21 protein-coding genes, 1 tRNA gene and 1 pseudogene are annotated in these 21,287 nt (G+C 66.9%); 12 read left to right on the top strand and 11 right to left on the bottom strand.

Going from position 1 to position 21,287, the window contains the following annotated elements:
- The first annotated feature begins 19 nt into the window (after positions 1–19).
- From A6F68_RS04685 to A6F68_RS04645, 9 genes are all read left to right on the top strand, one after another.
- On the top strand, positions 20–385 hold the full coding sequence (locus tag A6F68_RS04685; protein ID WP_067676912.1) for a response regulator: 366 nt from the start codon (positions 20–22) through the stop codon (positions 383–385).
- 8 nt (positions 386–393) lie between these two features.
- Positions 394–1,527 carry a chemotaxis-specific protein-glutamate methyltransferase CheB gene (cheB, locus tag A6F68_RS04680; RefSeq protein ID WP_232308199.1) on the top strand — a complete coding sequence of 378 codons (1,134 nt, stop codon included), beginning with the start codon at positions 394–396 and terminating at the stop codon, positions 1,525–1,527.
- Positions 1,524–2,378: a CheR family methyltransferase gene (locus tag A6F68_RS04675; RefSeq protein WP_067676909.1), complete on the top strand. Its 855-nt coding sequence runs from the start codon at positions 1,524–1,526 to the stop codon at positions 2,376–2,378. The genes cheB and A6F68_RS04675 overlap by 4 nt, the downstream gene beginning before the upstream one ends.
- Positions 2,379–2,501: 123 nt before the next feature.
- Complete coding sequence (locus tag A6F68_RS04670; protein ID WP_232308198.1) at positions 2,502–3,980, top strand: putative bifunctional diguanylate cyclase/phosphodiesterase; 1,479 nt, start codon at positions 2,502–2,504, stop codon at positions 3,978–3,980.
- Complete coding sequence (locus tag A6F68_RS04665) at positions 3,977–5,326, top strand: methyl-accepting chemotaxis protein (protein WP_067676905.1); 1,350 nt, start codon at positions 3,977–3,979, stop codon at positions 5,324–5,326. Before A6F68_RS04670 ends, A6F68_RS04665 begins: the two co-directional genes overlap by 4 nt.
- A gap of 141 nt (positions 5,327–5,467) precedes the next feature.
- A complete protein-coding gene (locus A6F68_RS04660) occupies positions 5,468–7,804 on the top strand; it encodes a DUF305 domain-containing protein (protein WP_067676903.1) in 2,337 nt (778 codons plus the stop codon).
- Between the two features lie 89 nt (positions 7,805–7,893).
- On the top strand, positions 7,894–9,396 hold the full coding sequence (locus A6F68_RS04655) for a flavin-containing monooxygenase (protein WP_067676901.1): 1,503 nt from the start codon (positions 7,894–7,896) through the stop codon (positions 9,394–9,396).
- Positions 9,397–9,436: 40 nt separating this feature from the next.
- Positions 9,437–10,195: a competence/damage-inducible protein A gene (locus tag A6F68_RS04650; protein WP_067676899.1), complete on the top strand. Its 759-nt coding sequence runs from the start codon at positions 9,437–9,439 to the stop codon at positions 10,193–10,195.
- An 85-nt stretch (positions 10,196–10,280) separates the two neighbouring features.
- Complete coding sequence (locus A6F68_RS04645; RefSeq protein WP_067676897.1) at positions 10,281–11,276, top strand: polysaccharide deacetylase family protein; 996 nt, start codon at positions 10,281–10,283, stop codon at positions 11,274–11,276.
- 11 nt (positions 11,277–11,287) lie between these two features.
- On the opposite strand, the gene A6F68_RS04640 is transcribed toward A6F68_RS04645, so the two are convergent.
- The 3 genes from A6F68_RS04640 to rplK form a co-directional block, all read right to left on the bottom strand.
- Positions 11,288–12,658 (bottom strand): adenylate/guanylate cyclase domain-containing protein, encoded by a 1,371-nt coding sequence (locus tag A6F68_RS04640; RefSeq protein WP_157096658.1) that lies wholly within the window; start codon positions 12,656–12,658, stop codon positions 11,288–11,290.
- A gap of 184 nt (positions 12,659–12,842) precedes the next feature.
- Positions 12,843–13,538 carry a 50S ribosomal protein L1 gene (gene rplA, locus A6F68_RS04635; RefSeq protein ID WP_067676893.1) on the bottom strand — a complete coding sequence of 232 codons (696 nt, stop codon included), beginning with the start codon at positions 13,536–13,538 and terminating at the stop codon, positions 12,843–12,845.
- Between the two features lie 4 nt (positions 13,539–13,542).
- Entirely contained in the window at positions 13,543–13,974 is a 432-nt protein-coding gene (gene rplK / locus A6F68_RS04630; RefSeq protein WP_067676891.1) for a 50S ribosomal protein L11, read from the bottom strand.
- Between the two features lie 226 nt (positions 13,975–14,200).
- On the opposite strand from rplK, the gene A6F68_RS04625 reads away from it, so the two are divergent.
- Positions 14,201–15,280: a retroviral-like aspartic protease family protein gene (locus A6F68_RS04625; protein ID WP_198152678.1), complete on the top strand. Its 1,080-nt coding sequence runs from the start codon at positions 14,201–14,203 to the stop codon at positions 15,278–15,280.
- A gap of 22 nt (positions 15,281–15,302) precedes the next feature.
- Here the strand turns inward: A6F68_RS04625 and nusG are convergent, their stop codons facing one another.
- The 4 genes from nusG to A6F68_RS04610 all read right to left on the bottom strand — a co-directional run bounded on the left by nusG (position 15,303) and on the right by A6F68_RS04610 (position 16,688).
- Positions 15,303–15,839, bottom strand: coding sequence for a transcription termination/antitermination protein NusG (gene nusG / locus A6F68_RS04620; RefSeq protein ID WP_067676882.1), 537 nt, complete (start codon positions 15,837–15,839; stop codon positions 15,303–15,305).
- Positions 15,840–15,867: 28 nt separating this feature from the next.
- On the bottom strand, positions 15,868–16,062 hold the full coding sequence (secE, locus tag A6F68_RS04615) for a preprotein translocase subunit SecE (RefSeq protein WP_067676880.1): 195 nt from the start codon (positions 16,060–16,062) through the stop codon (positions 15,868–15,870).
- A 215-nt stretch (positions 16,063–16,277) separates the two neighbouring features.
- Entirely contained in the window at positions 16,278–16,427 is a 150-nt protein-coding gene (locus A6F68_RS14970; RefSeq protein ID WP_157096657.1) for a hypothetical protein, read from the bottom strand.
- Between the two features lie 185 nt (positions 16,428–16,612).
- A tRNA-Trp gene (locus A6F68_RS04610) sits at positions 16,613–16,688 on the bottom strand.
- 77 nt (positions 16,689–16,765) lie between these two features.
- Between A6F68_RS04610 and aat the strand changes: the two genes are divergently transcribed.
- Positions 16,766–17,476: a leucyl/phenylalanyl-tRNA--protein transferase gene (gene aat / locus A6F68_RS04605; protein WP_067676878.1), complete on the top strand. Its 711-nt coding sequence runs from the start codon at positions 16,766–16,768 to the stop codon at positions 17,474–17,476.
- A 35-nt stretch (positions 17,477–17,511) separates the two neighbouring features.
- Here the strand turns inward: aat and A6F68_RS15325 are convergent.
- From A6F68_RS15325 to A6F68_RS04590, 4 genes and pseudogenes are all read right to left on the bottom strand, one after another.
- Positions 17,512–17,685: pseudogene (locus A6F68_RS15325) on the bottom strand (DUF2155 domain-containing protein); the annotation flags it as partial.
- Positions 17,686–17,903: 218 nt separating this feature from the next.
- Positions 17,904–18,317 (bottom strand): NADH:ubiquinone oxidoreductase subunit NDUFA12, encoded by a 414-nt coding sequence (locus A6F68_RS04600; protein ID WP_067676876.1) that lies wholly within the window; start codon positions 18,315–18,317, stop codon positions 17,904–17,906.
- A 56-nt stretch (positions 18,318–18,373) separates the two neighbouring features.
- On the bottom strand, positions 18,374–18,853 hold the full coding sequence (locus tag A6F68_RS04595; protein WP_067676874.1) for a DUF192 domain-containing protein: 480 nt from the start codon (positions 18,851–18,853) through the stop codon (positions 18,374–18,376).
- A complete protein-coding gene (locus A6F68_RS04590; protein ID WP_067676872.1) occupies positions 18,850–19,407 on the bottom strand; it encodes a regulatory protein RecX in 558 nt (185 codons plus the stop codon). The genes A6F68_RS04595 and A6F68_RS04590 overlap by 4 nt, the downstream gene beginning before the upstream one ends.
- A 140-nt stretch (positions 19,408–19,547) precedes the next feature.
- Between A6F68_RS04590 and A6F68_RS04585 the strand changes: the two genes are divergently transcribed.
- Positions 19,548–21,287 carry a fatty acyl-AMP ligase gene (locus tag A6F68_RS04585; RefSeq protein ID WP_067676870.1) on the top strand — a complete coding sequence of 580 codons (1,740 nt, stop codon included), beginning with the start codon at positions 19,548–19,550 and terminating at the stop codon, positions 21,285–21,287.

Raw genomic sequence — 21,287 nt, 5'->3', positions numbered from 1 at the left:
CAAACGGATCGCACGGTTCATGAAAAACTGCCTCATCGTCGACGATTCCCGCGTGATCCGAAAGGTGTCGCGCCATATTCTCGAATCGCTCGGCTTCACCGTCGACGAGGCCGAGAACGGGCGCGAGGGACTCGAACGCTGCGCCGCATCGATGCCCGACGTCGTGCTGCTCGACTGGAACATGCCGGTGATGAGCGGCATCGAGTTCATCGTCCAGCTCCGCCAGCGTGAGGGCGGGCAAAAGCCCAAGGTGGTGTTCTGCACCACCGAGAACGACGTCGCGCACATCCGCGAAGCGATCAGCGCAGGCGCGGACGAATATGTGATGAAGCCGTTCGATCACGAAACGCTGCAGATCAAGCTCCAGCTCGTCGGCTTCGCCTGAGCGCGGCCATGGACGGGGGTGACACCACCACCGGCGGGCGGATGAAGCCCCAAGGCGGACGTTGCACGATCCGCGTGATGATCGTCGACGATTCGCTCGTCGCTCGCACAGTGCTCTCCCGCATCGTCGAGAACGAGCCCGATCTCGAGATCGTCGCCAAGGCGACCACGGGCGAAATGGCGCTCGCCCGCCTCGCGGAAACGCCGGCCGACGTCATCCTGCTCGATCTCGAGATGCCCGGAATGGGCGGATTGGGCGCGTTGCCGCGCATCCTCGAACTCGCCAGCAGTGCCAAGGTCCTGGTCGTTTCCTCGCTGACCGAGCGCGGCGCCGAAGCGACACTGTCGGCACTCGCCATCGGTGCGGCCGACACCCTGCTCAAGCCTCGCTCCGGCGAATTCGACGAAGGTTATGCCCGCACGCTGGTCGCGAAAATTCGCGCGCTCGCTCCCCGCGGGACAGCGCGGGCACTCGCAAGGCCTCCCCACACCGCCCCTGCGACCAAGCCGGCGAGTGCCATCCGCAGCGAACCGCAGGCGCTGGCGATCGGCGCGTCGACCGGCGGAATCCACGCGCTCTGCCTGCTGCTTGGCGCGCTTCCGCACAGCTTCGCGCTCCCGATCCTCGTCGTCCAGCACCTTCCAGCGAGCTTCATGACGACCCTCGCCCGGCAGCTCGCCACGGCCTCGGGCCGCCCCGCAGCCGTAGCCGGCGCGGATACGCCGCTCGAAGCGGGCGGCATCCTCGTCGCCCCCGGAGAAGGCCATATGGTCGTCCGGCGCGCGGGCGGCCGGCTGGTCACCGGGATTGCGCATCACGCCGTGCCGAGCGGCTGCACGCCCTCGGTCGACCCGCTGTTCGAAACGCTGGCCGACGCGACCGGGGGCAAGGCGATCGGCGTGATCCTCTCGGGCATGGGGCGCGACGGCGCCATCGGGGCCGAGCGGCTGGTCCGCGCGGGAGGGACGCTTTTCGCGCAGGATGCCGCGACCTCGGCGGTCTGGGGCATGCCGCGCGCCGTGGCCGAGGCAGGGCTTGCGACGGCAGTGCTCCCACCGGACGCCATCGCCCAGCGCCTCGTGGCGCTCGCAGCCCCCGCGCCCGATGCGACCGAACGCGCACAGCCTCGCGTGCGCGCATGAGCGAGATTTCCCAGCGGATCATCGCCGACCTGCTGTTCGCGCGGACCGGCCAGCAGCTCGCGGAGAACAGGCGCTGGCGCATCCAGACGGCGCTGGCCGGCCTGCTCCGCGAGCGCGGCATTTCTAAGCTCGACGAGCTGGTCTGCCTTCTTGCCGAAGACCCCACCGACACCCTGGCGCAAGACGTGGTCGAGGCACTGCTCAACAACGAGACCTATTTCTTCCGCGACCGGCTGATGTTCGATCTGCTGGCGAGCGAGGTCCTGCCCGATCTCGCTGCCAAGCGCTCCGCTTGCCGGCGACTGTCGATCTGGTCGGCCGGTTGCTCCACCGGGCAGGAGGCGCTGTCGCTCGCGATGATCTTCGCCGACCAGCCCGAGGTCTGGCAGGGGTGGCGGATCGACATCCTCGGCACCGACATCTCGGCGAAGGCGATCGATGCCGCGCGGCGCGGGTGCTATTCGCAGTTCGAGATCCAGCGCGGCCTCGGGGTCACCCAGATGCTCGACTGGTTCGAGGAAACGGGCGAAGGCTGGAAACCGCGGCGCGAGCTCAGCCGGCGGCTGAGGTTCGAACGCCGAAATGTGCTCGACGCGCCGCCCGACCCGGGCCGTTTCGACCTCGTGCTGTGCCGCAACGTGCTGCTCTACTTCGATCGCAGCTACCGCGAGCGCGGGTTCGGGCGCCTCGCCCAGGCCGTTGCTTCCGACGGCTGGCTGATGATCGGCGCGGGGGAATCCGCATCCGGACACACCGGCGCCTTCGCACCGGCATGCGACACCAGCGGGCTCTACCGACGCGCGCCTGCCAGTGATCGCCAGGCTGCCGGAGGCCGCCGCCATGGCGCTTGAAAGGCCGGTTCACCCTTCCTTAGGCCTATTTACCTATGTCGGGCGAGGCGCTTCGCGCCGCGCGACGGGGGACAGCGCCAAGTGAGCAGGGTCGGCGAAAATTCCTTTGGATCCAAGGTGCTGGTGTTCGCGCCACTCATCGTGCTGTCCGGCCTGTTCGGTGCCTTTGCCGCGCTGTTCGCGATGGGCACCCGCCTTTCCAGCCTGCCTGGTATCGCAATCGTCGCCGCAGGGGTCGTCTGCTACGCCGCGGCAGTGGCACTGCTCGGCCGGTTCGGGCTGATGCATGTCGCGAAGCTGGAGGGGCTGAGCCGCACCGACAGCCTCTCGGGCCTGCCCAACCGCCGCGCGCTCCACGAAGACGCCGCGCGCCTTGCAGACCCTGGCGCCGAAGTGGCCCTTGCCCTGGTCGATCTCGACGGGTTCAAGCTCGTCAACGATCACTACGGCCACGTCGTCGGAGACATGGTCCTGCGCGAATGTGCCGCAGTCCTAACCGAAATCTGCGGCGACGAGGCGCGGCCCTATCGCCTGGGAGGCGACGAATTCGCCATCCTCAAGGTCGGCCCGCTCGCCGCGACGATCCTCGAAGGCATCTGCCGCAGCGTGATCGACCGGCTCAATTCTCCGATCCCGATCGAGGACCGCCGCATTACGCTGGGCGCGAGCATCGGGCTGGCCCGCTCGGCAGGCAGCGAAGGCCTCACCTCGTCCGAGTTGCTGCGCCGCGCAGACGTCGCGATGTACGCCTCGAAGCGCGGCGGGAAAATGCGCTGCACCTGGTTCAAGGACACTTTCGACCAGAGCCGGGCCGCGGCGCAGATTCTCGACGGTGAGCTCAGAAGCGCGCTCGCGAAGGGCGAATTCGCCGTGGCCTACCAGCCGCTCGTCGATGCCCGCACCGGCGTGATCGTCGCGGTCGAATCGCTGGTTCGCTGGGAACGTCCCGACGGCAAGAAGATCGGGCCCAACGTGTTCATTCCGGTCGCCGAGGAATCGGGACTGATCAACGCGATCGGACTGTGGGTCCTCGATCGGTCGTGCCGCGACGCACTTGGCTGGGACGGGATCAAGCTGTCGGTCAATATCTCGGCCGCGCAGCTTCGGAACCCGGAGTTCCCGATCCAGCTCGGCCAGATTCTCGAGGACACCGGCTTTCCGCCCGAGCGTCTCGAGCTGGAGATTACCGAGACCTGCCTGGTGATCGACCCGGCGGTCGCCGAGCGCAGCCTGAAGCTGATCCGCGAATTCGGCGTCGACGTCGCGCTTGACGATTTCGGCACCGGCTACGCCTCGATCGGATTCCTGCGGCAGTTCCGCTTCGAGAAGCTCAAGCTCGACCGCTCGCTGGTGGTCGATGCACAGCGTGACAACGGCAGCCGAGCGATGATGATGTCTAGCATCTCCGTCGCCCGCGCGATGGACATGGGTGTGACCGCCGAAGGGGTCGAGACCGAGGCACAGGCAGACCTGGTCCGCGCCGCGGGCTGCGACCAGATCCAGGGATGGCTCTATTTCAAGGCAATGCCCGCCGACGAGGTTTCGGCGAGGCTCAACGAGGCAGCGCAGGGCAAGAGCCGCGCCGCGACGAGGGCAGCATGAACGCGATAACCAGCATAGAAGCGGAAACCCTGCAGGCGGAAATCGCCGGCGCCACGCTTGGCGACAGCACGATTGCCGAAAGGCGAGACCGCTGGGTCGCTGCCCGATGGTTCAACGACCTGCCGCTCGCGCGCAAGCTGGGCGTGCTCGTCGGCGGCCTCCTGTTCGGCCTGACCGTGACGACGATCATGGCTATCTCCGCATTCAGCGGCCTCGTGCCTTTCGGGGCCGCGGCGGTGCTGGTGGTGATGACCTGGGTCCTCGGCTTCGGACTGGGCAGCATCGCCTTGCGCCGGATCCTGATCGACACGGCGACGCCGCTGCAGAAACTGACCGGGGACATGATCGGCCTTGCCAAGGGCGATCGCTCGTTCACGCTCGATCACCTGCACCGGGCCGACGAGATCGGCGCGCTCTATCGCGCGTTCGAGGTCTTCGTGAAATCGGGCAACAAGCTCGACGAGATGTTCGAACAGCGCAAGATCTTGCGCGACGAGCAGCAGCGCATGCTGCTCCAGCTTGCCGCGAGCTTCGAGCGCGAAGTCGGCGACGTGGTGACCGCGGTCGCCTCCGCCGCGGACCAGCTCGAACACGCCGCCAGTTCGATGGCTGCCGCCGCCGACCAGTCGGCGAACCAGGTCGACGCGGTTTCGCATTCGATGAACGATGCTTCGAACGGCGTCGCGGCAGCCGCTGCGGCGAGCGACGAGTTCGCCATGTCGATCGGCGAGATCAGCCGCCAGGCAGCCCAGTCCGCCGGACTGGCCCGCGAAGCGACGACCACCGCCGAGCAGGCAGACGGGACGGTCAAGGCGCTTGCCGCGTCGGCCGACCAGATCGGCGAGATCGTCGAGCTCATCAGTTCGATCGCCAGGCGCACCAACCTGCTCGCGCTCAACGCCTCGATCGAAGCGGCGCGCAGCGGCGAAGCCGGCCGCGGCTTCGCGGTCGTGGCGAGCGAGGTCAAGGAACTCGCCGCACAGACAAGCAAGGCGACCGACGAAGTCGCCGCCCAGATCCGGGCGATGCAGGAATCGACCGGTGCCAGCGTGGGCGCGCTCGAGGCGATCGCCCGGCAGGTCCAGCAACTCGAGGCGACGGCGGTGTCGATCGCGTCCGCGGTCGACCAGCAGTCGGTCGCGGGGCAGGAACTCGCCCGCAACATCGACACCGCCGCGCGCGGCACGGGGGATGTCTCGGCCAATGTCGTCCAGGTCCGCGAGACCGCTCTCGCGACGGGTGCCACGGCGAGCCAGGTGCTCAGTTCCGCCAGCGAGCTCAAGGGCCAGGCGGCGACCCTGCGCAGCCAGGTCGACGGTTTCCTGCGGCACGTACGCGCCGCCTGATCCGCCTGCCGTGCCCCCCGGCATGTCGCCGCGAGGGGGAATTCGACGAACTGCATGACCGATCGGCAACTGCCGCTTGACGACGTGCGGGCGTCAATCGAGAAGCCGATCTCCTAACTCCCCGGGGAATCGTCTCTCATCGTGCGCACCAATTCGTTCTTCCGCGGCATCCTGCTCGCGGGCATTTCGCTTTCCGCTCCCACTCTTGCCGCAGACGCCGTGCCGATCCTGCAGCCCGGCGCACCCGGAAGCCCGGGCAAGATCCTGACCGCCAACGAGGCGATCCAGCTTGCCAGCGCGCGCTATTCGCCCGGCGACGTCGCCTACATGCAGCACATGATCGTACACCACCGGCAGGCGACCGAGATGACCGCGCTGGTCGAGGCGCGCACGACCAATCCCGACATCCGGCGGATCGCGCGCCGGATCGCGGCGAGCCAGGCCGACGAGATGAAGTTCATGACCGACTGGCTCACCAGCCGGGGCGAGCCGACGGCCATGGCCGGGATGGGCAAGCCGGGTCCGGGCGGCATGGATCATTCGGGTGACCACGCGGGACACGGCGGCGCGCCGCGCGCAAAGGGCATGGTCGTCATGGAAGGCATGGCCACGCCGGCGCAGATGGCCGCACTCGCCGCTGCCGAAGGCACGGCGTTCGACCGCCAGTTCCTGCAGCTGATGATCGCCCACCACCGCGGCGCGGTCGACATGACCCGCAACCTGCTCGAATGGTATGGCACCGCTTCGGATCCCGAGATGAACAAGTTCACCGCGGACGTCGTGAGCGACCAGAACGCCGAGATCACGCGCATGAACAGGCGGCTCGCCTCGCTGTCGCAGGATCCGCGTGCCACCCTCAAGCCGGGCTTCCGCGACGCGGGTGAGGCGATCAAGGGCCTGAAGAAGCTCGCCAGCCTCGAAAAGCCGGCCGGCTTCTTCGATCCGGAGAACCCCGCCGGCCTCCAGCCGCTCGCCGCCAAGTCGAAGGACGAGAAGGACAAGGACGCCGCGGGCAAGGCCGACGACAAGAAGGCGGACGCGAAGAAGGCCGAGGACAAGAAGGAAGACCCCAACGATCCGCGCGCGCTCGCCGAGGACGAGAAGGAGCCTGAAAAGAAGAACTTCGTCGATCGCTCCTCGCTGCTCGACTTCGCCAACACCGACATGGCGTTCTCCGGCGACCTGCTGGTCGCTGGCAATTATCACGGGTTCAACGTCTATCGCCTCGGCGACGGCGGCATGCCGAGCCTCGTGAGCTCGGTGGTTTGCCCCGGAGGACAGGGCGACGTCTCGATCGCGGGCAACCTGCTCGTGATGAGCGTCGAGGAAGGCCGCGGCCGGGTCGACTGCGGCCTGCAGGGCAACATGGAGCGGGCGACCGCCGACCGCTTCCGCGGGCTGCGGCTGTTCGACATCTCGAACCCCGCGATGCCGCGCCAGGTGGGCCAGGTGCAGACGTGCCGGGGCAGCCATACCCATTCGATCGTCAGCGCCGACGACAAGCGCCTCGTGGTCTATGCATCGGGCACCGGCGGGGTGCGCCGGACCGAAGAACTGGCGATCTGCACCGACCTGCCCGGCGACGATACCGCGCTGTTCTCGATCGACGTGATCGAGGTGCCGGTGGCCAACCCCGCCGCCGCGCGCATCGTCGACCGCCCGCGGGTCTTCGCCACCGGGGGCCAGATCGCGGGCCTGTGGCGCGGCGGGGACCACGGCGAGGGCACGCAGGACACCAGCGAGACCGACCAGTGCCACGACATCACCGTGTTCCCGGCCAAGAAGCTGGCCGCGGGCGCATGTTCGGGCAACGGGATCATCCTCGACATCTCCGACCCGCTGAAGCCCCGGCGCATCGACGACGTGACCGACAGGGGCTTTGCCTACTGGCATTCGGCGACCTTCAGCAACGACGGCTCCAAGGTGCTGTTCACCGACGAATGGGGCGGCGGCGCACGCCCGCGCTGCCAGGCGGGCGATCCCACCAACTGGGGCGCGAACGCGTTCTACGCCATCGAGAACGGCAAGCTGGTCTATCGCGGAACCTACAAGCTGCCCGCGCCGCAGGGCGACAAGGAGAACTGCGTCGCCCACAACGGGTCGATCATCCCGGTCCCCGGGCGCGATATCTTCGTCCAGGCGTGGTACCAGGGCGGGATCAGCGTGATCGACTTCACCGACCCGGCGAACGTGAAAGAGATCGCCTATTTCGACCGCGGCCCGGTCGACAAGGACCAGCTCGTCACCGGCGGTTACTGGTCGGCCTACTGGTACAGGGGCCGGATCTACGCGACCGAGATCACCCGCGGGCTCGACGTCTTCGCGCTGGAGCCGAGCGAGTTCCTGACGGCGGCGGAGATCCGCGCGGCCGAGGCGGCGCAGTACCCCGGCGACGTGTTCAATCCGCAGACGCAGACGCAGGTCGTCTGGCCGGCAGAGGTGGTCGCAGCGGCGGAGGCCAGCCGCAAGGGGGGCTGACCCGCCAGCGCTCCCCTCGATAACCGGCCTATTCAGGTTGCATGGTGCAACGGACAGGCTTACGTTTGCGTCAGGCAAGGGGAGCCGCGATGACCACGACTGCATGCGAAGTCGACGTGCTGATTGTCGGTGCCGGCATCTCCGGCATCGGCCTTGCCGCGCACATGGAACGCGCGCGCCTGGGGCGGAGCTACATGCTGCTGGAGCGGCGTGCGAACCTGGGCGGCACGTGGGACCTGTTCCGCTATCCGGGCATCCGCTCGGACAGCGACATGCACACCCTGAGCTACGAATTCGAGCCCTGGACCGGCAAGGAGACACTCGCCGCGGCCACGCGCATCCAGGACTACCTTGCGGGGGTCGTCACCAAATACGGCATCGATCGCCACATCCGCTACGGCCAGAAAGTGCTTTCGGCCGATTTCGACAGCGCCAGGGCGTGCTGGAAGGTGACCGTGGAGGACGACGCGGGCTGGCACGAGATCACCGCCAACTGGCTCTACCTTGCCGCCGGGTACTACGATTACGACAAGCCCTACGACCCGCCCTTCGAGGGTGAGGCCGAGTTTCCCGGACCGCTCATCCACGCGCAGCTCTGGCCCGAGGATCTCGATTACGCCGGCAAGCGGGTCGCCGTGATCGGATCGGGGGCGACCGCGATCACCGTCGTGCCGAACATGGCCGAACTGGCCGCGAAAGTGACCATGGTGCAACGCACCCCGACGTATATCCGATCGATACCGGGACACGACCGGATCGGCCGGTTCCTGCGCCGGATCATGCCGGTGAAGACCGCGTTCCGCCTGACCCGCTGGCTCCATATCGTCGGCGCGGACAAGATGTACCGCACCGCGCGGGAAAAGCCCGACGAGGTGCGCGCGAACCTTGATCAGCAGACCCGCGAGCTGCTCGGCGAGCACTACCGGCCCGAGGATTTCACCCCGCCCTACGCCCCGTGGGACCAGCGGATGTGCTTCATCCCCGACGCGGACCTGTTCGAAGGCATCAAGTCGGGCAAGGTCGATATCGTGACCGGGCACATCGAGCGCTTTTCGAAGGACGGGATCGTGATGACCGACGGCCGCACTGTCGAGGCCGACATCATCATCAAGGCGACCGGGCTCCAGCTCCTGATGGGCGGCGGAATAACCCTGTCGGTCGACGACAAGCGGGTCGAGCCGGGCGAGCGGTTCTATTACAAGAACTGCATGATCTCGGGCGTGCCCAATCTGGCGCACCCGGTGCCCTACACGAACACGGGATCGACCCTGCGCTACGACCTCGTGTCGGACTACGTCTGCCGCGTCCTGAAACACATGGCGAAGACCGATACGACGATCGCGACGCCTACGATCCCCGAAGGTACCACGCTCGAACCGCACGATTCCTTTGCGGTCGAGGCGGGGTATGTGAAGCGCGCGGTAAATGCCTTACCGATGAGCACCCTCGACGATCCGTGGCGGCTCAATCACGACTACCTGCACGACCGCAAGTACATGCGCGCCGCACCGATCGACGACGGGCTCCTCGTGTTCGCGCGGCCGGGCGACAATACGCGTGCGCCCGAAGAGCGGCTCGAAGCGGCCGAATAGCCGCCTTCCCCACGCGCCCGCTCTCGCCTAACGAACGAACATGACCGACCGCATCTGGACCGCCGCGCTCGTCGTGATCGGCGACGAAATCCTTTCGGGACGCACGCACGACAAGAACATCGCGCAGATCGCGACGTGGTTGCAGGTCCAGGGCATCCGCCTTGCCGAAGTGCGCGTGGTGCCCGATGTCGAGGAGCGGATCGTCGAAGCGGTCGATGCCCTGCGGGCGCGCAACGACTACCTGTTCACCACCGGCGGGATCGGGCCGACCCACGACGACATCACCGTCGACGCGGTCGCCAAGGCACTCGGCGTGCCGGTGGTGGTTCATCCGCAAGCGCGCGCCATGCTCGAGAAATACTACACCGGCCGCGGCCAGCCGCTGACCGAGGCGCGGCTGCGCATGGCGAGGGTGCCGGAAGGAGCGGAATTGATCCCCAACCGCATGTCCGGCGCGCCGGGCATCCGCATCGGCAACATGTTCGTGATGGCGGGCGTGCCGCACATCACAGCCGGCATGCTCGACGCGCTGACCGGCACGCTGGAAGGCGGCGCGCCGTTGCTGGCCGAAACGATCGGCTGCTGGACCGCCGAGAGCGAGGTGGCGGACATCCTGCGCGAGGCGGAAAAGGCCCACGAAGGGGTGCAGATCGGCAGCTATCCGTTCTTCCGCGAAGGGCGCGTCGGGGCGAATTTCGTCGTCCGCTCGACCGACCCCGCGATCCTCGCAGGATGCCTCGACTCCTTGGTCGGCGCGCTCGAGGCGGCGGGATACCCCGTGACCCGCGGGGAGATCTGACGCCTTACGGCCCCTTAACCCCCTTCGCCTATGATTGCTCCACTCGGGTTCGCAGATCGACGGGGGGGCGAGACGCGGCGAGGCGATGACAGTCGTCTACATCACGATCGATACCGAATACGCGTTCCGGCTGCCCGGCGCGGACGGTCCGGCTACGCGCGCGGAAAACTTCGCCCGTTCGATCGCCTGCGATACGCCGCGCGGTGCGGTCGGCACTTCCCACCAGATGGATGTACTCGACGCAAACGGGCTCAAGGGCGTGTTCTTCGTCGATCCGATGCCGGCGCTGCTCTGGGGGACGGAAGCCATAGCCGACGTCGTCGTTCCGATCGTGGCACGCGGGCATGACGTCCAGCTCCACTGCCACACCGAATGGCTCGAGTACGACCGGGGCGGAGACATTTGCGGCGGGCGCACGGGCCGGAACCTCAAGGACTTCTCTCCCGGTGACCAGCTGCGCATCCTGGCGTGGGCGCGTGCGACCCTGATGGCCGCGGGCGCACCCCCACCCGTCGCATTCCGCGCGGGCAACTACGGCGCGAGCGATTCCACGCTCGACGCGCTCGCCACCCTCGGCCTGAGGTACGACAGTTCGCATTGCCCGGCGCTGTCGGGTGTGGGCGCGTGCGCGATATCGCTGGGCCGCGAGGCGCTGGAGCCGCAGCTTCACCACGGCGTGGTCGAAATGCCCGCCGCATGCATCGCGTCGTTCCGCGGCCGGCTGCGCCACGGGCAGATCACCGCGCTCTCGCTGCGCGAACTGCTCGCGGCAGTCCGCCATGCGCGGGACGAGGGACTGCCGAGCGTCACGCTGGTCTCGCACAGCTTCGAGCTGCTGAGCCGCGACCGCCGGAGGATCAACCGGCTGGTCGCGCGTCGTTTCGCCCGGTTCTGCAAGGGCATCGCGGGCATGGAAGGCGTCCGCACCGGGACTTTCTCTGCCGACCCACCGGCGACAGCGCCCGATCAGGGGCCGTCAGCCGCCCCGCTTCCCCATGGGCGCCTGCGTGGAGCGGCGCGCGTGGTCGAGCAGGTGTTGGCGAACGCAGTGTACAGCAGGAGCCTGCGCGCAGGCGCCTGAAAGCCCGGGGGTCAGGTTCCCGTCGTCGGCCCGCCAATCGCCGCGGCGCCATCGGGCACGACCGCCATCTCGATCGTGAAGCCCTTTTCCTGAGCGAGCCGGTTGAACTCGGTCCAGTCCTTGTCGACCGCCTCTTCGACCGACTTGGCCGAGAACGGCTTCTTCGAATCGATGATGAAAAGGATGTTGTCCCGGGTCGAAGCTGGCCATGCGAGTACGAGCTTGTCCTTGTCGGACATCTCGTTGACCTGCAGCAGCTCGGCCATCTCGTGGAGATTGCCCAGCGCCTTCACCGTGCCGTCGGTCTCGATGGTGAAGAACTCGGCGGCCTTGCTGAAGTCGTTGCCGAACACCTCGATCAGCATGACGTGGCTGCCGAAATCGGAATTGGCCATGACGGTCTTCAGGTCGATCCCCGACTTGAAGGTCAGCGAGGTGTCGAACTTGTCCGCTTCCTCGACGCTGAGCAGCGAGACGCGCGCCAGGCCCTTGTAGCGGAAGCGGTTGGCGGTCTCGATGAACGAGCAGGCATAGGCCGGCGGCCGCGACGTGCCGCGCAGATCCAGCTGGACGTTGCGGTTGCCGTCTTCGGCGATGCGCATCTCGATGAGGCGCTTGAGCCGGTCCGTCTCGACTTGCGAATAGCCCTTCAGGACGACCCGCTGGCGCGATTCCGAGGCCTCCATGTCGGACAGGCGCAGCCACGAACACGGCAGCGAATCGATCAGCTGGGCGACCCGGTCCTCGGTGGTCACTTCCTTGGTCGCTTCGGGACGATAGAGCGAAGCCACCACCGCGCCCACCGCCAGCAGCGCCGTCACCGTGAGGACGATCGCCGTGGGCGAGAACGTCCGCTTGGCCCGCGACATCCAGTACGCGAACTTCGTCTGCGACGGCTGGTACTGGTAGATCTTGATGTCGGTGGAGATGTTCTTGAGCTTGATCTTGCGCAGCAGCGCAAAGTCGGTGTCGCGGTTGTCGAGGTCCGACCAGACCCGCTCCGATACGCAGACCGAATTGGTCGGCGATACCGATTCGATCCGGCAGGCGATGTTGACCGCGTCGCCGTAAAGATCGTCGTGCTTCTCGAAGACATCCCCGAGATGGATGCCGATCCGAACCGGGAACTTCTCGTTGGAATTGCCTTCGAGCAGTTCGCGCGCTGCCTGGAACGCCGCCCGGGCACCATTGAAACGCGCAAGGAAGCCGTCGCCGGTGTGCTTGAAGATGCGTCCGCCGTGCGCTGCCATCGTTTGCGACCACAGCCCGTCGCGCAGGCCCGTGACGTGCTCGACGGTCGCCTGCATGTCGGCGTGCATGGACTTCGAGAAGCCCACCACGTCGAGCGCCATGATCACGGCAATCCGCGGCTCTTCGCTCACACCGTCCCCTGTATGCGTGTTGCCAGACTAGGACCCGCATTCCCCGGCACGGTCAAGCCCCTAGGCGAGCTTGCCCCACGAGTCTTGTAGATGGGCGACAAAAGAAGGCCGGCGGATCGCTCCGCCGGCCTCTTAATTTCTTCGCTTCACCGCTTAGCCACTCGAGCGCGGCGGTGGTGCCGAATCAGGCGCCTTCGACCTCGGCGAGGTCGACCTTGAGGCCCGGACCCATCGTGGTCGTCAGCGAGATCTTGCGGACGTACTTGCCCTTCGATCCCGACGGCTTCGAACGGATCACCGCGTCGGTCAGCGCCTTGAAGTTCGCCTGGAGCGCCTCGTCGGTGAACGACAGCTTGCCGAGGCCCGAGTGGATGATGCCCTGCTTCTCGACGCGGAACTCGACCTGGCCGCCCTTGGCGTCCTTCACGGCCTGCTCCACGTTCGGGGTCACGGTGCCGAGCTTCGGGTTCGGCATCAGGCCCTTGGGGCCCAGCACCTTGCCGAGGCGACCGACGACGCCCATCATGTCGGGCGTGGCGATCACGCGGTCGTAGTCGAGATTGCCGGCCTGCATGTCTTCCATCAGGTCCTCGGCTCCGACCTTGTCGGCCCCGGCGGCGAGCGCCTTGTCGGCGTTGTCGCCGCGGGCGAACACCGCGACTTTGACGTCCTTGCCGGTGCCCGAGGGCAGCGACACCATGCCGCGGACCATCTGGTCGGCGTGGCGCGGGTCGACGCCCAGGTTCATCGCGACCTCGAGGGTCTCGTCGAACTTCTTCGAAGCGTGGTCGCGGAGCAGCTTCAGCGCATCGGCGAAGCTGTAGTTGGCGTCACGGTCGATCGAGGCGACGACCTTGTCCTTCTTCGTCTGCTTGGCCATGTCGTCAGCCCTCCACCACTTCGAGGCCCATCGAGCGCGCGGAGCCCTCGATGATGCGAGTCGCCATTTCGATGTCGTTGGCGTTCAGGTCCTTCATCTTCATCTCGGCGATTTCCGAGAGCTTCGAGCGCTTGATCGTGCCCGCCTTGACCTTGCCCGGCTCCTTCGAGCCCGACTTCAGGTTCGCGGCCTTCTTGATCAGGAAGCTCGCCGGGGGCGTCTTGGTGACGAAGGTGAAGCTGCGGTCGGCGTAGACGGTGATCACGGTCGGGATGGGCATGCCCTTCTCGAGCGAATCGGTCGCCGCGTTGAACGCCTTGCAGAATTCCATGATGTTGACGCCACGCTGGCCCAGCGCGGGGCCGATCGGGGGCGACGGGTTGGCGGTGCCCGCGGGCACCTGCAGCTTGATATAGCCGTCGATCTTCTTGGCCACGGATGGCCTCCTTTCTCACTGTCGGCCCGTTCTTTCGAACGAGGCCTCATGGTAAGCGGTCAGGCGAGGTGCGTAAGGCGCCTCTCCCGCGTGGATTCCCGTTGCTGTCGCGTGGGAAGGCGGCCCCGTAGTCGAAACCTTGCCGCGATGCAACATTCGCATGGCGACAATTGCGGCTCGTCGAAGAGTGTTGGACCCGGGCCCGACGAGCACTATCTTTGGATACGTGACAGCGCTCACTCCCTTTCTGCCGCTGGCCGCGGCTTTCATCGTGGCTGCAGGGTCGACCCCGGCCCCCGCGGACGCGCAGGAGGCGGCCGCGGCCGAGGCGACGACGTCGGTTCCGGCGCCTGCGAGATCTCCCGGATGGATGCGTCCGCTCTCGCCGGCCGAGATCGACAACACGCTCGCCATCGGCGGCGAGGAGATCGACGCCCGCAAGGTGCGCAGCCGGATGACCGTGGCGGTCAAGGTCAACGGCAAGGGACCTTTCCGTTTCGTCGTCGACAGCGGGGCCGACAGCTCGGTTCTGGGGCGCCGCATCGCACACGCGCTGGCCCTGCCCGCGGGCGAACCGGCGACGCTCAACAGCATGACCGAATCCCGGACCGTCGAGCGTGCGCTCGTCGACGAGCTGACCGTGGGGCCGACCGAGGTGCAGGACCTGGTCCTCCCGGTTCTCGAGGAGCGGCACATCGGCGGAGAGGGGATGCTGGGGCTGGACGCTCTCGTCGAACAGCGGCTGATGCTCGATTTCGAGAAGCGCACGATCAGCGTCGACGACGCGACGACGCCTATGCCCCGCTACAGCGGCGAGATCGTGGTGACTGCGCGAATGCAGCGCGGCCAGCTTATCCTTACCCAGGCCCGGGCAGCCGCCCTTCGGGTGGACGCAGTGGTCGACACCGGCTCCGAAGTCACGATCGGCAACACCGCGCTGCGCGACAAGCTCGTCAAACGGCGCGGAACGAAGATCCAGACGGTCGAGATAACCGGGGTGACCGGCGCCAAGGCGACCTTGGAATATGCGACCGTGCCTGAACTCAGGCTCGGCCCTGTCGTGCTGAAAAACGTTCCGATGGCGTTTGCCGACGTGCCGCCCTTCGCGGTGTTCGGCCTGTCGGATCAGCCCGCCTTGCTGCTGGGCACCGACATGATGGAGAACTTCCGGCGGGTCAGCCTCGATTTCCGGGCCCGCAAGGTACGGTTCCAGCTGCGCAAGTGCGATAACGTCGCCGTGCGTATCGGCTCCACAGCCGCGCGATTAGGCGCCGACCGGCTCGCTCCATCGGCGTGCAGCCGCTGAAAAGCGGCTGCAACGCACGCGCTTACTTGACGAGTTCGACCTGCTCGAAATCGAGTTCGACCGGGGTCGCACGGCCGAAGATCGACACCGAGACCTTGACCTTCTGCTTGTCGAAATCGAGTTCCTCGACGAGGCCATTGAAGCTGGCGAATGGCCCGTCGAGCACCTTGACCTGGTCGCCGATCTCGTAGTCGACGTTGACGTGCTTCTTCGGGGCCGCCTTGGCCTCTTCGACGCCGCCGAAATACCGCGCGGCCTCGCGCTCGGAAATCGCCTGCGGCTTGTTGCCCGAGCCGAGGAAGCCGGTCACCTTCGGGGTGTTCTTGACGAGGTGATAGACGTCGTCGGTCATGGTCAGCTTGGCGAGGACGTAGCCGGGCATGAACTTGCGCTCGACCTGCACCTTCTTGCCGCGCTTGACCTCGGTGACGGTCTCGGTCGGCACCTCGACCGCCTCGACGGCTTCGGACAGGCCCAGGCGTTCGGCCTCGGCGATGATCGAATCGCGGACCTTGTTCTCGAATCCGGAATAGGCGTGGATGATGTACCAGCGGGCCATGATGTGCGCTTGTCTTGTCCGTGTTGGCTCAGGCGAGCGACAGCAGCCAGCGCATTACCGCGCCGAAAGCCGAGTCGATCCCGAGGAAGAACAGCGAGAGGATCACCATCATGATGCCGACGAAAATCGCGGTGCGGGTCGTTTCCTCGCGGCTCGGCCAGACGACCTTGCGCCCTTCGGCACGCACCTGGTTTACGAATTCGCCCGGACTGGTCTTGGCCATGATGTGAAGCTTTCGCCCCCGTAGAAGTGTTTCGCTGTTTCCGGGATGGGGTCAGCGCCGCCCCGGTTCAAGTACCGGGAGGGCCTAGCATCGCTCATTTGCCGGAAAAGCGGTGTCGCCCTAGCCCTGCGCACTCATGAAATCAAGCGGGGCCGCTCGCCCTGTGGCAAGCGGCCCCGCGCCCCCGGTTACGTGCCGGGACATTGAAACGGGAATCAGCGGAACCCGAAGATCCGCGCGAGCAACCCAGGCTCTTCCATCGGGCGGATCGGTCCGTGCATCCGGAACCGCGTGGACGGATCGGAATGCGGACGCGGCTGCACCCAGGTATCGGGACGGCTGGTACGAAACGACAGACCTGACATGGCAAACTCCGTAAGAACCGAAATTTCCCCTCCGGCTGTCGCTGATAACCCTCGTCTCGCCGGGCCGGTTCCCGGAAAATCCGCGTTAACGCCTTGGAAACCATGCAAGTCGTTGACTACGCCCGACGAGTTTTCGCCGCGCGGCCTGACGGCGCGGTTCGATCGATTCTGGTCGGGAGGAAAAATGGCAGGGGTGACAGGATTCGAACCCGTGGCCCTCGGTTTTGGAGACCGATGCTCTACCAGCTGAGCTACACCCCTGCACGGGAGGGCGCGCTTTAGGTGCAAACGCAGGGCATCGCAAGCGGGCAAACCCTGCTATTCTGCCAAACGGACCGATGCACGCCCCAGCCCCGCCCCTGATCCCCAGCGATCTGCTGCTGCTTGCCTATCGCAACGGCATCTTCCCGATGGCGGACAGCCGGGACGATCCCGAAGTCTTCTGGGTCGAGCCCCGCCGCAGGGCGATCCTGCCGCTCGACGGGTTTCGCCTGTCCAAGTCCCTCGCCAAGGTCATCCGCCAGGATCGCTTCCAGGTGACGTGCGACGCCGCCTTCGACCGCGTGATCGCCGCCTGCGCCGAACCGCGCCCGGGTCATCCCGAAAGCTGGATCAGCGGGCGGATCATGTCGAGCTACCGCATGCTCCATGAAGAAGGCCACGCGCACTCGATCGAGTGCTGGATGGGCGACGAGCTCGTCGGCGGCCTCTACGGCGTAGGCTTCGGCAGGGTGTTCTGCGGCGAATCGATGTTCAGCCGCGCCGACGACGCAAGCAAGGTCGCGCTTGCCTGGCTCGTCGCGCTGATGCGGCGGAGCGGCGGTCGCCTGCTCGACTGCCAGTTCATGACCGAACACCTCGCCTCTCTGGGCGCGGTGGAAATTGCGCAGTCGCGCTACGTCGCGTTGCTGGGCGAAGCCTCGGCGGACGGCGAAGGCGCCGGCGCGGCCCCGCTTCCCGAGGCATTCGGCGCGCTGCTCGCGGAATCGGAAGCGGGCGGTTTCCCGCCGTCGAAACTCATCCTGCAGTCCTTGACCCAGACGTCGTAGATCGGGTGCTCGAGCACGTTGATGCTCGGCGCTTCCTTGAACATCCAGCCCGAGAAGGCCTTGTTCCAGTCGCCGTCGCCACCGGCGGCGCGAACGAAGACCTGGGTAAAGGCGCCGGTCTGGCGCGGGAATTCCCATGGCGCGGTGCGTTCGCAGGCGGCGAGCCGTACGATGACCTCGCCCCAGCGCTTCGCCTCGCCCGGCTTCATCTCGAACGTCTGCGACAGGTTGTTGCGCTTGTTGAGGACGCCGATCAACGCGACGCGGTCCTTCATCGGCGTGCCGGCTGACTTCTCGACCGGCTCGACCATCTTGGGTGCACGCAGCTCTTCGGGGACCTCGGTCTCCACGGGACGAGGGTCGGGCGGCTGCTGCGTGCAGGCGGCGAGCGCGCCGGCGACAAGGACTACCGATGCCCGGCGCACGATCAGGCGTCCGGGCTCCATGCCTCGTAGTCGCCGGTCGCGGCGGCGCGCTTGCCGCCGCGCTCGAGCGCGCCCTGCGGACGATAGGCCGAGACGGTGCCGGTGACGTTGGGGGTGTAGTCGGACTCCCAGATCCGTGCGGGCGGCAGGTGGCTTTCAGGTACGCCTTCCAGCGAGCCGTGGAGCCAGCCGTGCCATTCGGCGGGCACGTTGCTCGCATCGTTCGAACCGGAATAGATCACCCAGCGCCGCTCGCTTCCGGCAAAGGGCTGGCCCGCGGGCACGCGCTTCTTGGCGCGGTAGTACTTGTTGCCCGCGAAATCGGTGCCGACGTGCTCACCGTTGAGCGACGACCACAGCAACGTCGTGATGGTCGCGCCGTCCCACCAGGTGAAGATCTTGGAGAGGATACCCATGGTTGGCGCGCCTAGCCGATTCGCCCCGACCCGCCAAGCATTCTAGCGCCCGGCATCTACCACTTCACCACGCTGCCGGGACCGATGCCGAGTTCGGCGGCGCGCCCTGCCTTGAGCTCCAACACCGCCGCCGCCAGGTCTCGCGAGCCGACCGGGGCGAGCGAATAGGGCACGGTCTCCGCGGCGACGTTGATCACTTTCCGGTCGATCCCGATGAAGATGATGTCGAGCGACATCGGGGTGTTCTTCATCCAGAAACTCGCGATGTCGGGCGGGTTGCGCGGGAACAGCATCCCCTCATCGTCGCCCATCTCGGTGCGGAACATCAGGCCCTGCGCCTGCTCGGACGGCGTCGCGGCAACTTCCACCCGCAAGGAGTGGCGGCCTTTCGCCGTCTCGACCGAAAGCGGAATGACCTTGAGCCCCGAAACGGGATGGGTCGCCGGGGCCTGGGCAACCGGGGAGGCTTCAGCCGCCGGTTGGGGCGAGCAGGCGACGAGCGCGGCAACGCATGCCAGCGCGGGAAAAAGCTTCATGGATTCTCCTCGACCTCCGCCGCCCAGGCCTCCGCCTCGGCGACGCTCGCCGCATCGATTACCGCGCGCGCGGCTTCGAATCCATGCCCTGCGCGCAGCATTGCGGCGATCTGTTTCTCGCGCCCCGCGCGATCGGCGGGTCGCGAGTCCCACGGTCCCAGCCTGCGCCGTGCGGCGTAGGCGATTGCCGACTGCCGGTACTCCGCCTCGCCGGCCCTCACTTCGGCGCGCAGGCCCTCCTCGATGCCCGCCGCGCCGAGTGCCTGCTCGATCCGCCGTGCCCCGTATCCGCGGCGCAGCAGGCTGCCCCCCTTCGCCCGCGCCCACGCTTCGTCGTCGATGTACCCCAGTTCGGCGAATCGATCGACGATCGCCCGCGGATCGGGCGCGGCATCGCCGTCCCAGCCGCGTTCGCGGAGCTTGCGCTGCAGATATTGCTCGACTTTCGAGCCGCTGGAGGCAAAGCGCGCGACATAGGCCAGCGCCAGCTCCTGAAGGCTGTGCGGGCTCAGCGGGGGCGGCTTGCGGCGCTCTTTGACAGGACGGCGGGACATCGTTCGCCATATTCGTGCCACAGTGTGTAACGATTGGGAAACCTTGGACCACAGAGGCGCGTTTTTTTGGGTCGCGCACTACCGGACTGCATACAGGAAGCGCTGAAAGAGCGCGCAGACAACGGGTTTACGCTCCACACATGACCGATTCGAAACCGATGCCGACGCCGAACGACTGTCCGCTTCCGCGGCGCCGTTCCGACTTCGCCACGTTCGCCGAAGCCATCGACTACGCCGCGCGTAGCGCGAAGGGGCTCAATTTCCACGACATGCGGGGCGACCTCGAGCGCCCCTACCCGTTCGCCGAGATGCGGGCCGACGCGCTGAAGATGGCCTATCGCCTGATCGCCGCCGGCATCGGCCGCGAAGACCGCGTGGCGCTCGTCGCCGAGACGAGCCCCGAGTTCGCCGCGCTGTTCTGCGGCTGCGTCTATGCCGGCGCCTGGCCCGTGCCGCTGCCGCTGCCGACCACTTTCGGCGGCAAGGAAAGCTACATCGACCAGCTTTCGGTCCAGCTCGAGAGTTCGGACCCCAAGATGCTGATCTATCCCGGCGAGATCGCGGAGATGGCCAAGGCGGCCGCCGACCGACAGGGGTGCGAGGGGATCAGCTGGGAAGAATTCGCCCAGGCCGACGCACCGCAAGCCGACTTGCCCGAATTGAGCCCGGACGACATCTGCTACCTCCAGTATTCGAGCGGTTCGACGCGCTTTCCCACCGGGGTGGCGGTCACCCACCGCGCGCTGCTGCACAACCTCTACGGTCACGCGACCGGGGTCGACCTCGGCGTCAACGACCGCGTGGTGAGTTGGCTGCCGTGGTACCACGACATGGGCCTAGTTGGCTGCTTCCTCTCGCCGATCGCCAACCAGGCGAGCTGCGATTATCTCAAGACCGAGCATTTCGCGCGCCGGCCGCTCGCATGGCTCGACCTCATCAGCCGCAATCCCGGCAACACGCTCAGCTATTCGCCGACCTTCGGGTACGACATCTGCGCGCGGCGCATCTCCTCGCAGAGCCAGGTGTCGGAGCGCTTCGACCTCTCGCGCTGGCGGACCGCGGGCAACGGCGCCGACATGATCCGGCCCGACGTGATGCAGAATTTCGTCAACGCGTTTGCCGAAGCGGGCTTCAAGGCGAGCGCCTTCACCCCGAGCTACGGCCTCGCCGAAGCGACCCTCGCGGTCACCGTCATGCCGCCGGGCGAAGGTATCCGGGTCGAGCTTGTCGAGGAGGAACGCCTGTCCGGCGCCGAACGCGACCTCAGCCGCCCCGCCCGGTACCGCGCGATCGTCAATTGCGGCAAGCCGCTGCCCGGCATGGAAGTCGAGATCCGCGGCGAGCACGGCGAGATCAAGGGCGATCACCAGATCGGCAAGGTCTGGTGCCGCGGCGAATCGGTGATGCACAGCTATTTCCGCAACGAGGAAGCGACCAACGACTGCCTGGTGCATGGTTGGCTCGACACGGGCGACATGGGCTACCTCGGCGACGGTTACCTGTTCATCGTCGGCCGGGCGAAGGACATGATCATCATCAACGGCAAGAACCACTGGCCGCAGGACATCGAGTGGGCGGTGGAGCAGCTTCCCGGCTTCAACCACGGCGACGTCGCCGCGTTCAGCTTCGAGACCGAGGGCGGCGAGGAAGCCCCTGCGGTCCTGGTGCACTGCCGCGTATCCGATCCGGAGGAGCGGGTTCGCCTGCACGAGGCGATCCGCGACAAGGTCCGCTCGATCACCGGCATGAACTGCGTGGTCGAGCTGGTGCCCCCGCGCACCCTGCCGCGCACCTCGTCGGGCAAGCTCAGCCGCGCGAAGGCCAAGCGGCTATACCTTGCGGGTGAGATCGAGCCGATCAGGCTGCTCGAAGCCGCCTGA

It is taken from the genome of Tsuneonella dongtanensis, from assembly GCF_001698205.1.
Lineage (GTDB): Bacteria > Pseudomonadota > Alphaproteobacteria > Sphingomonadales > Sphingomonadaceae > Tsuneonella > Tsuneonella dongtanensis.
This window is presented reverse-complemented; position numbering and strand designations above follow the sequence as displayed.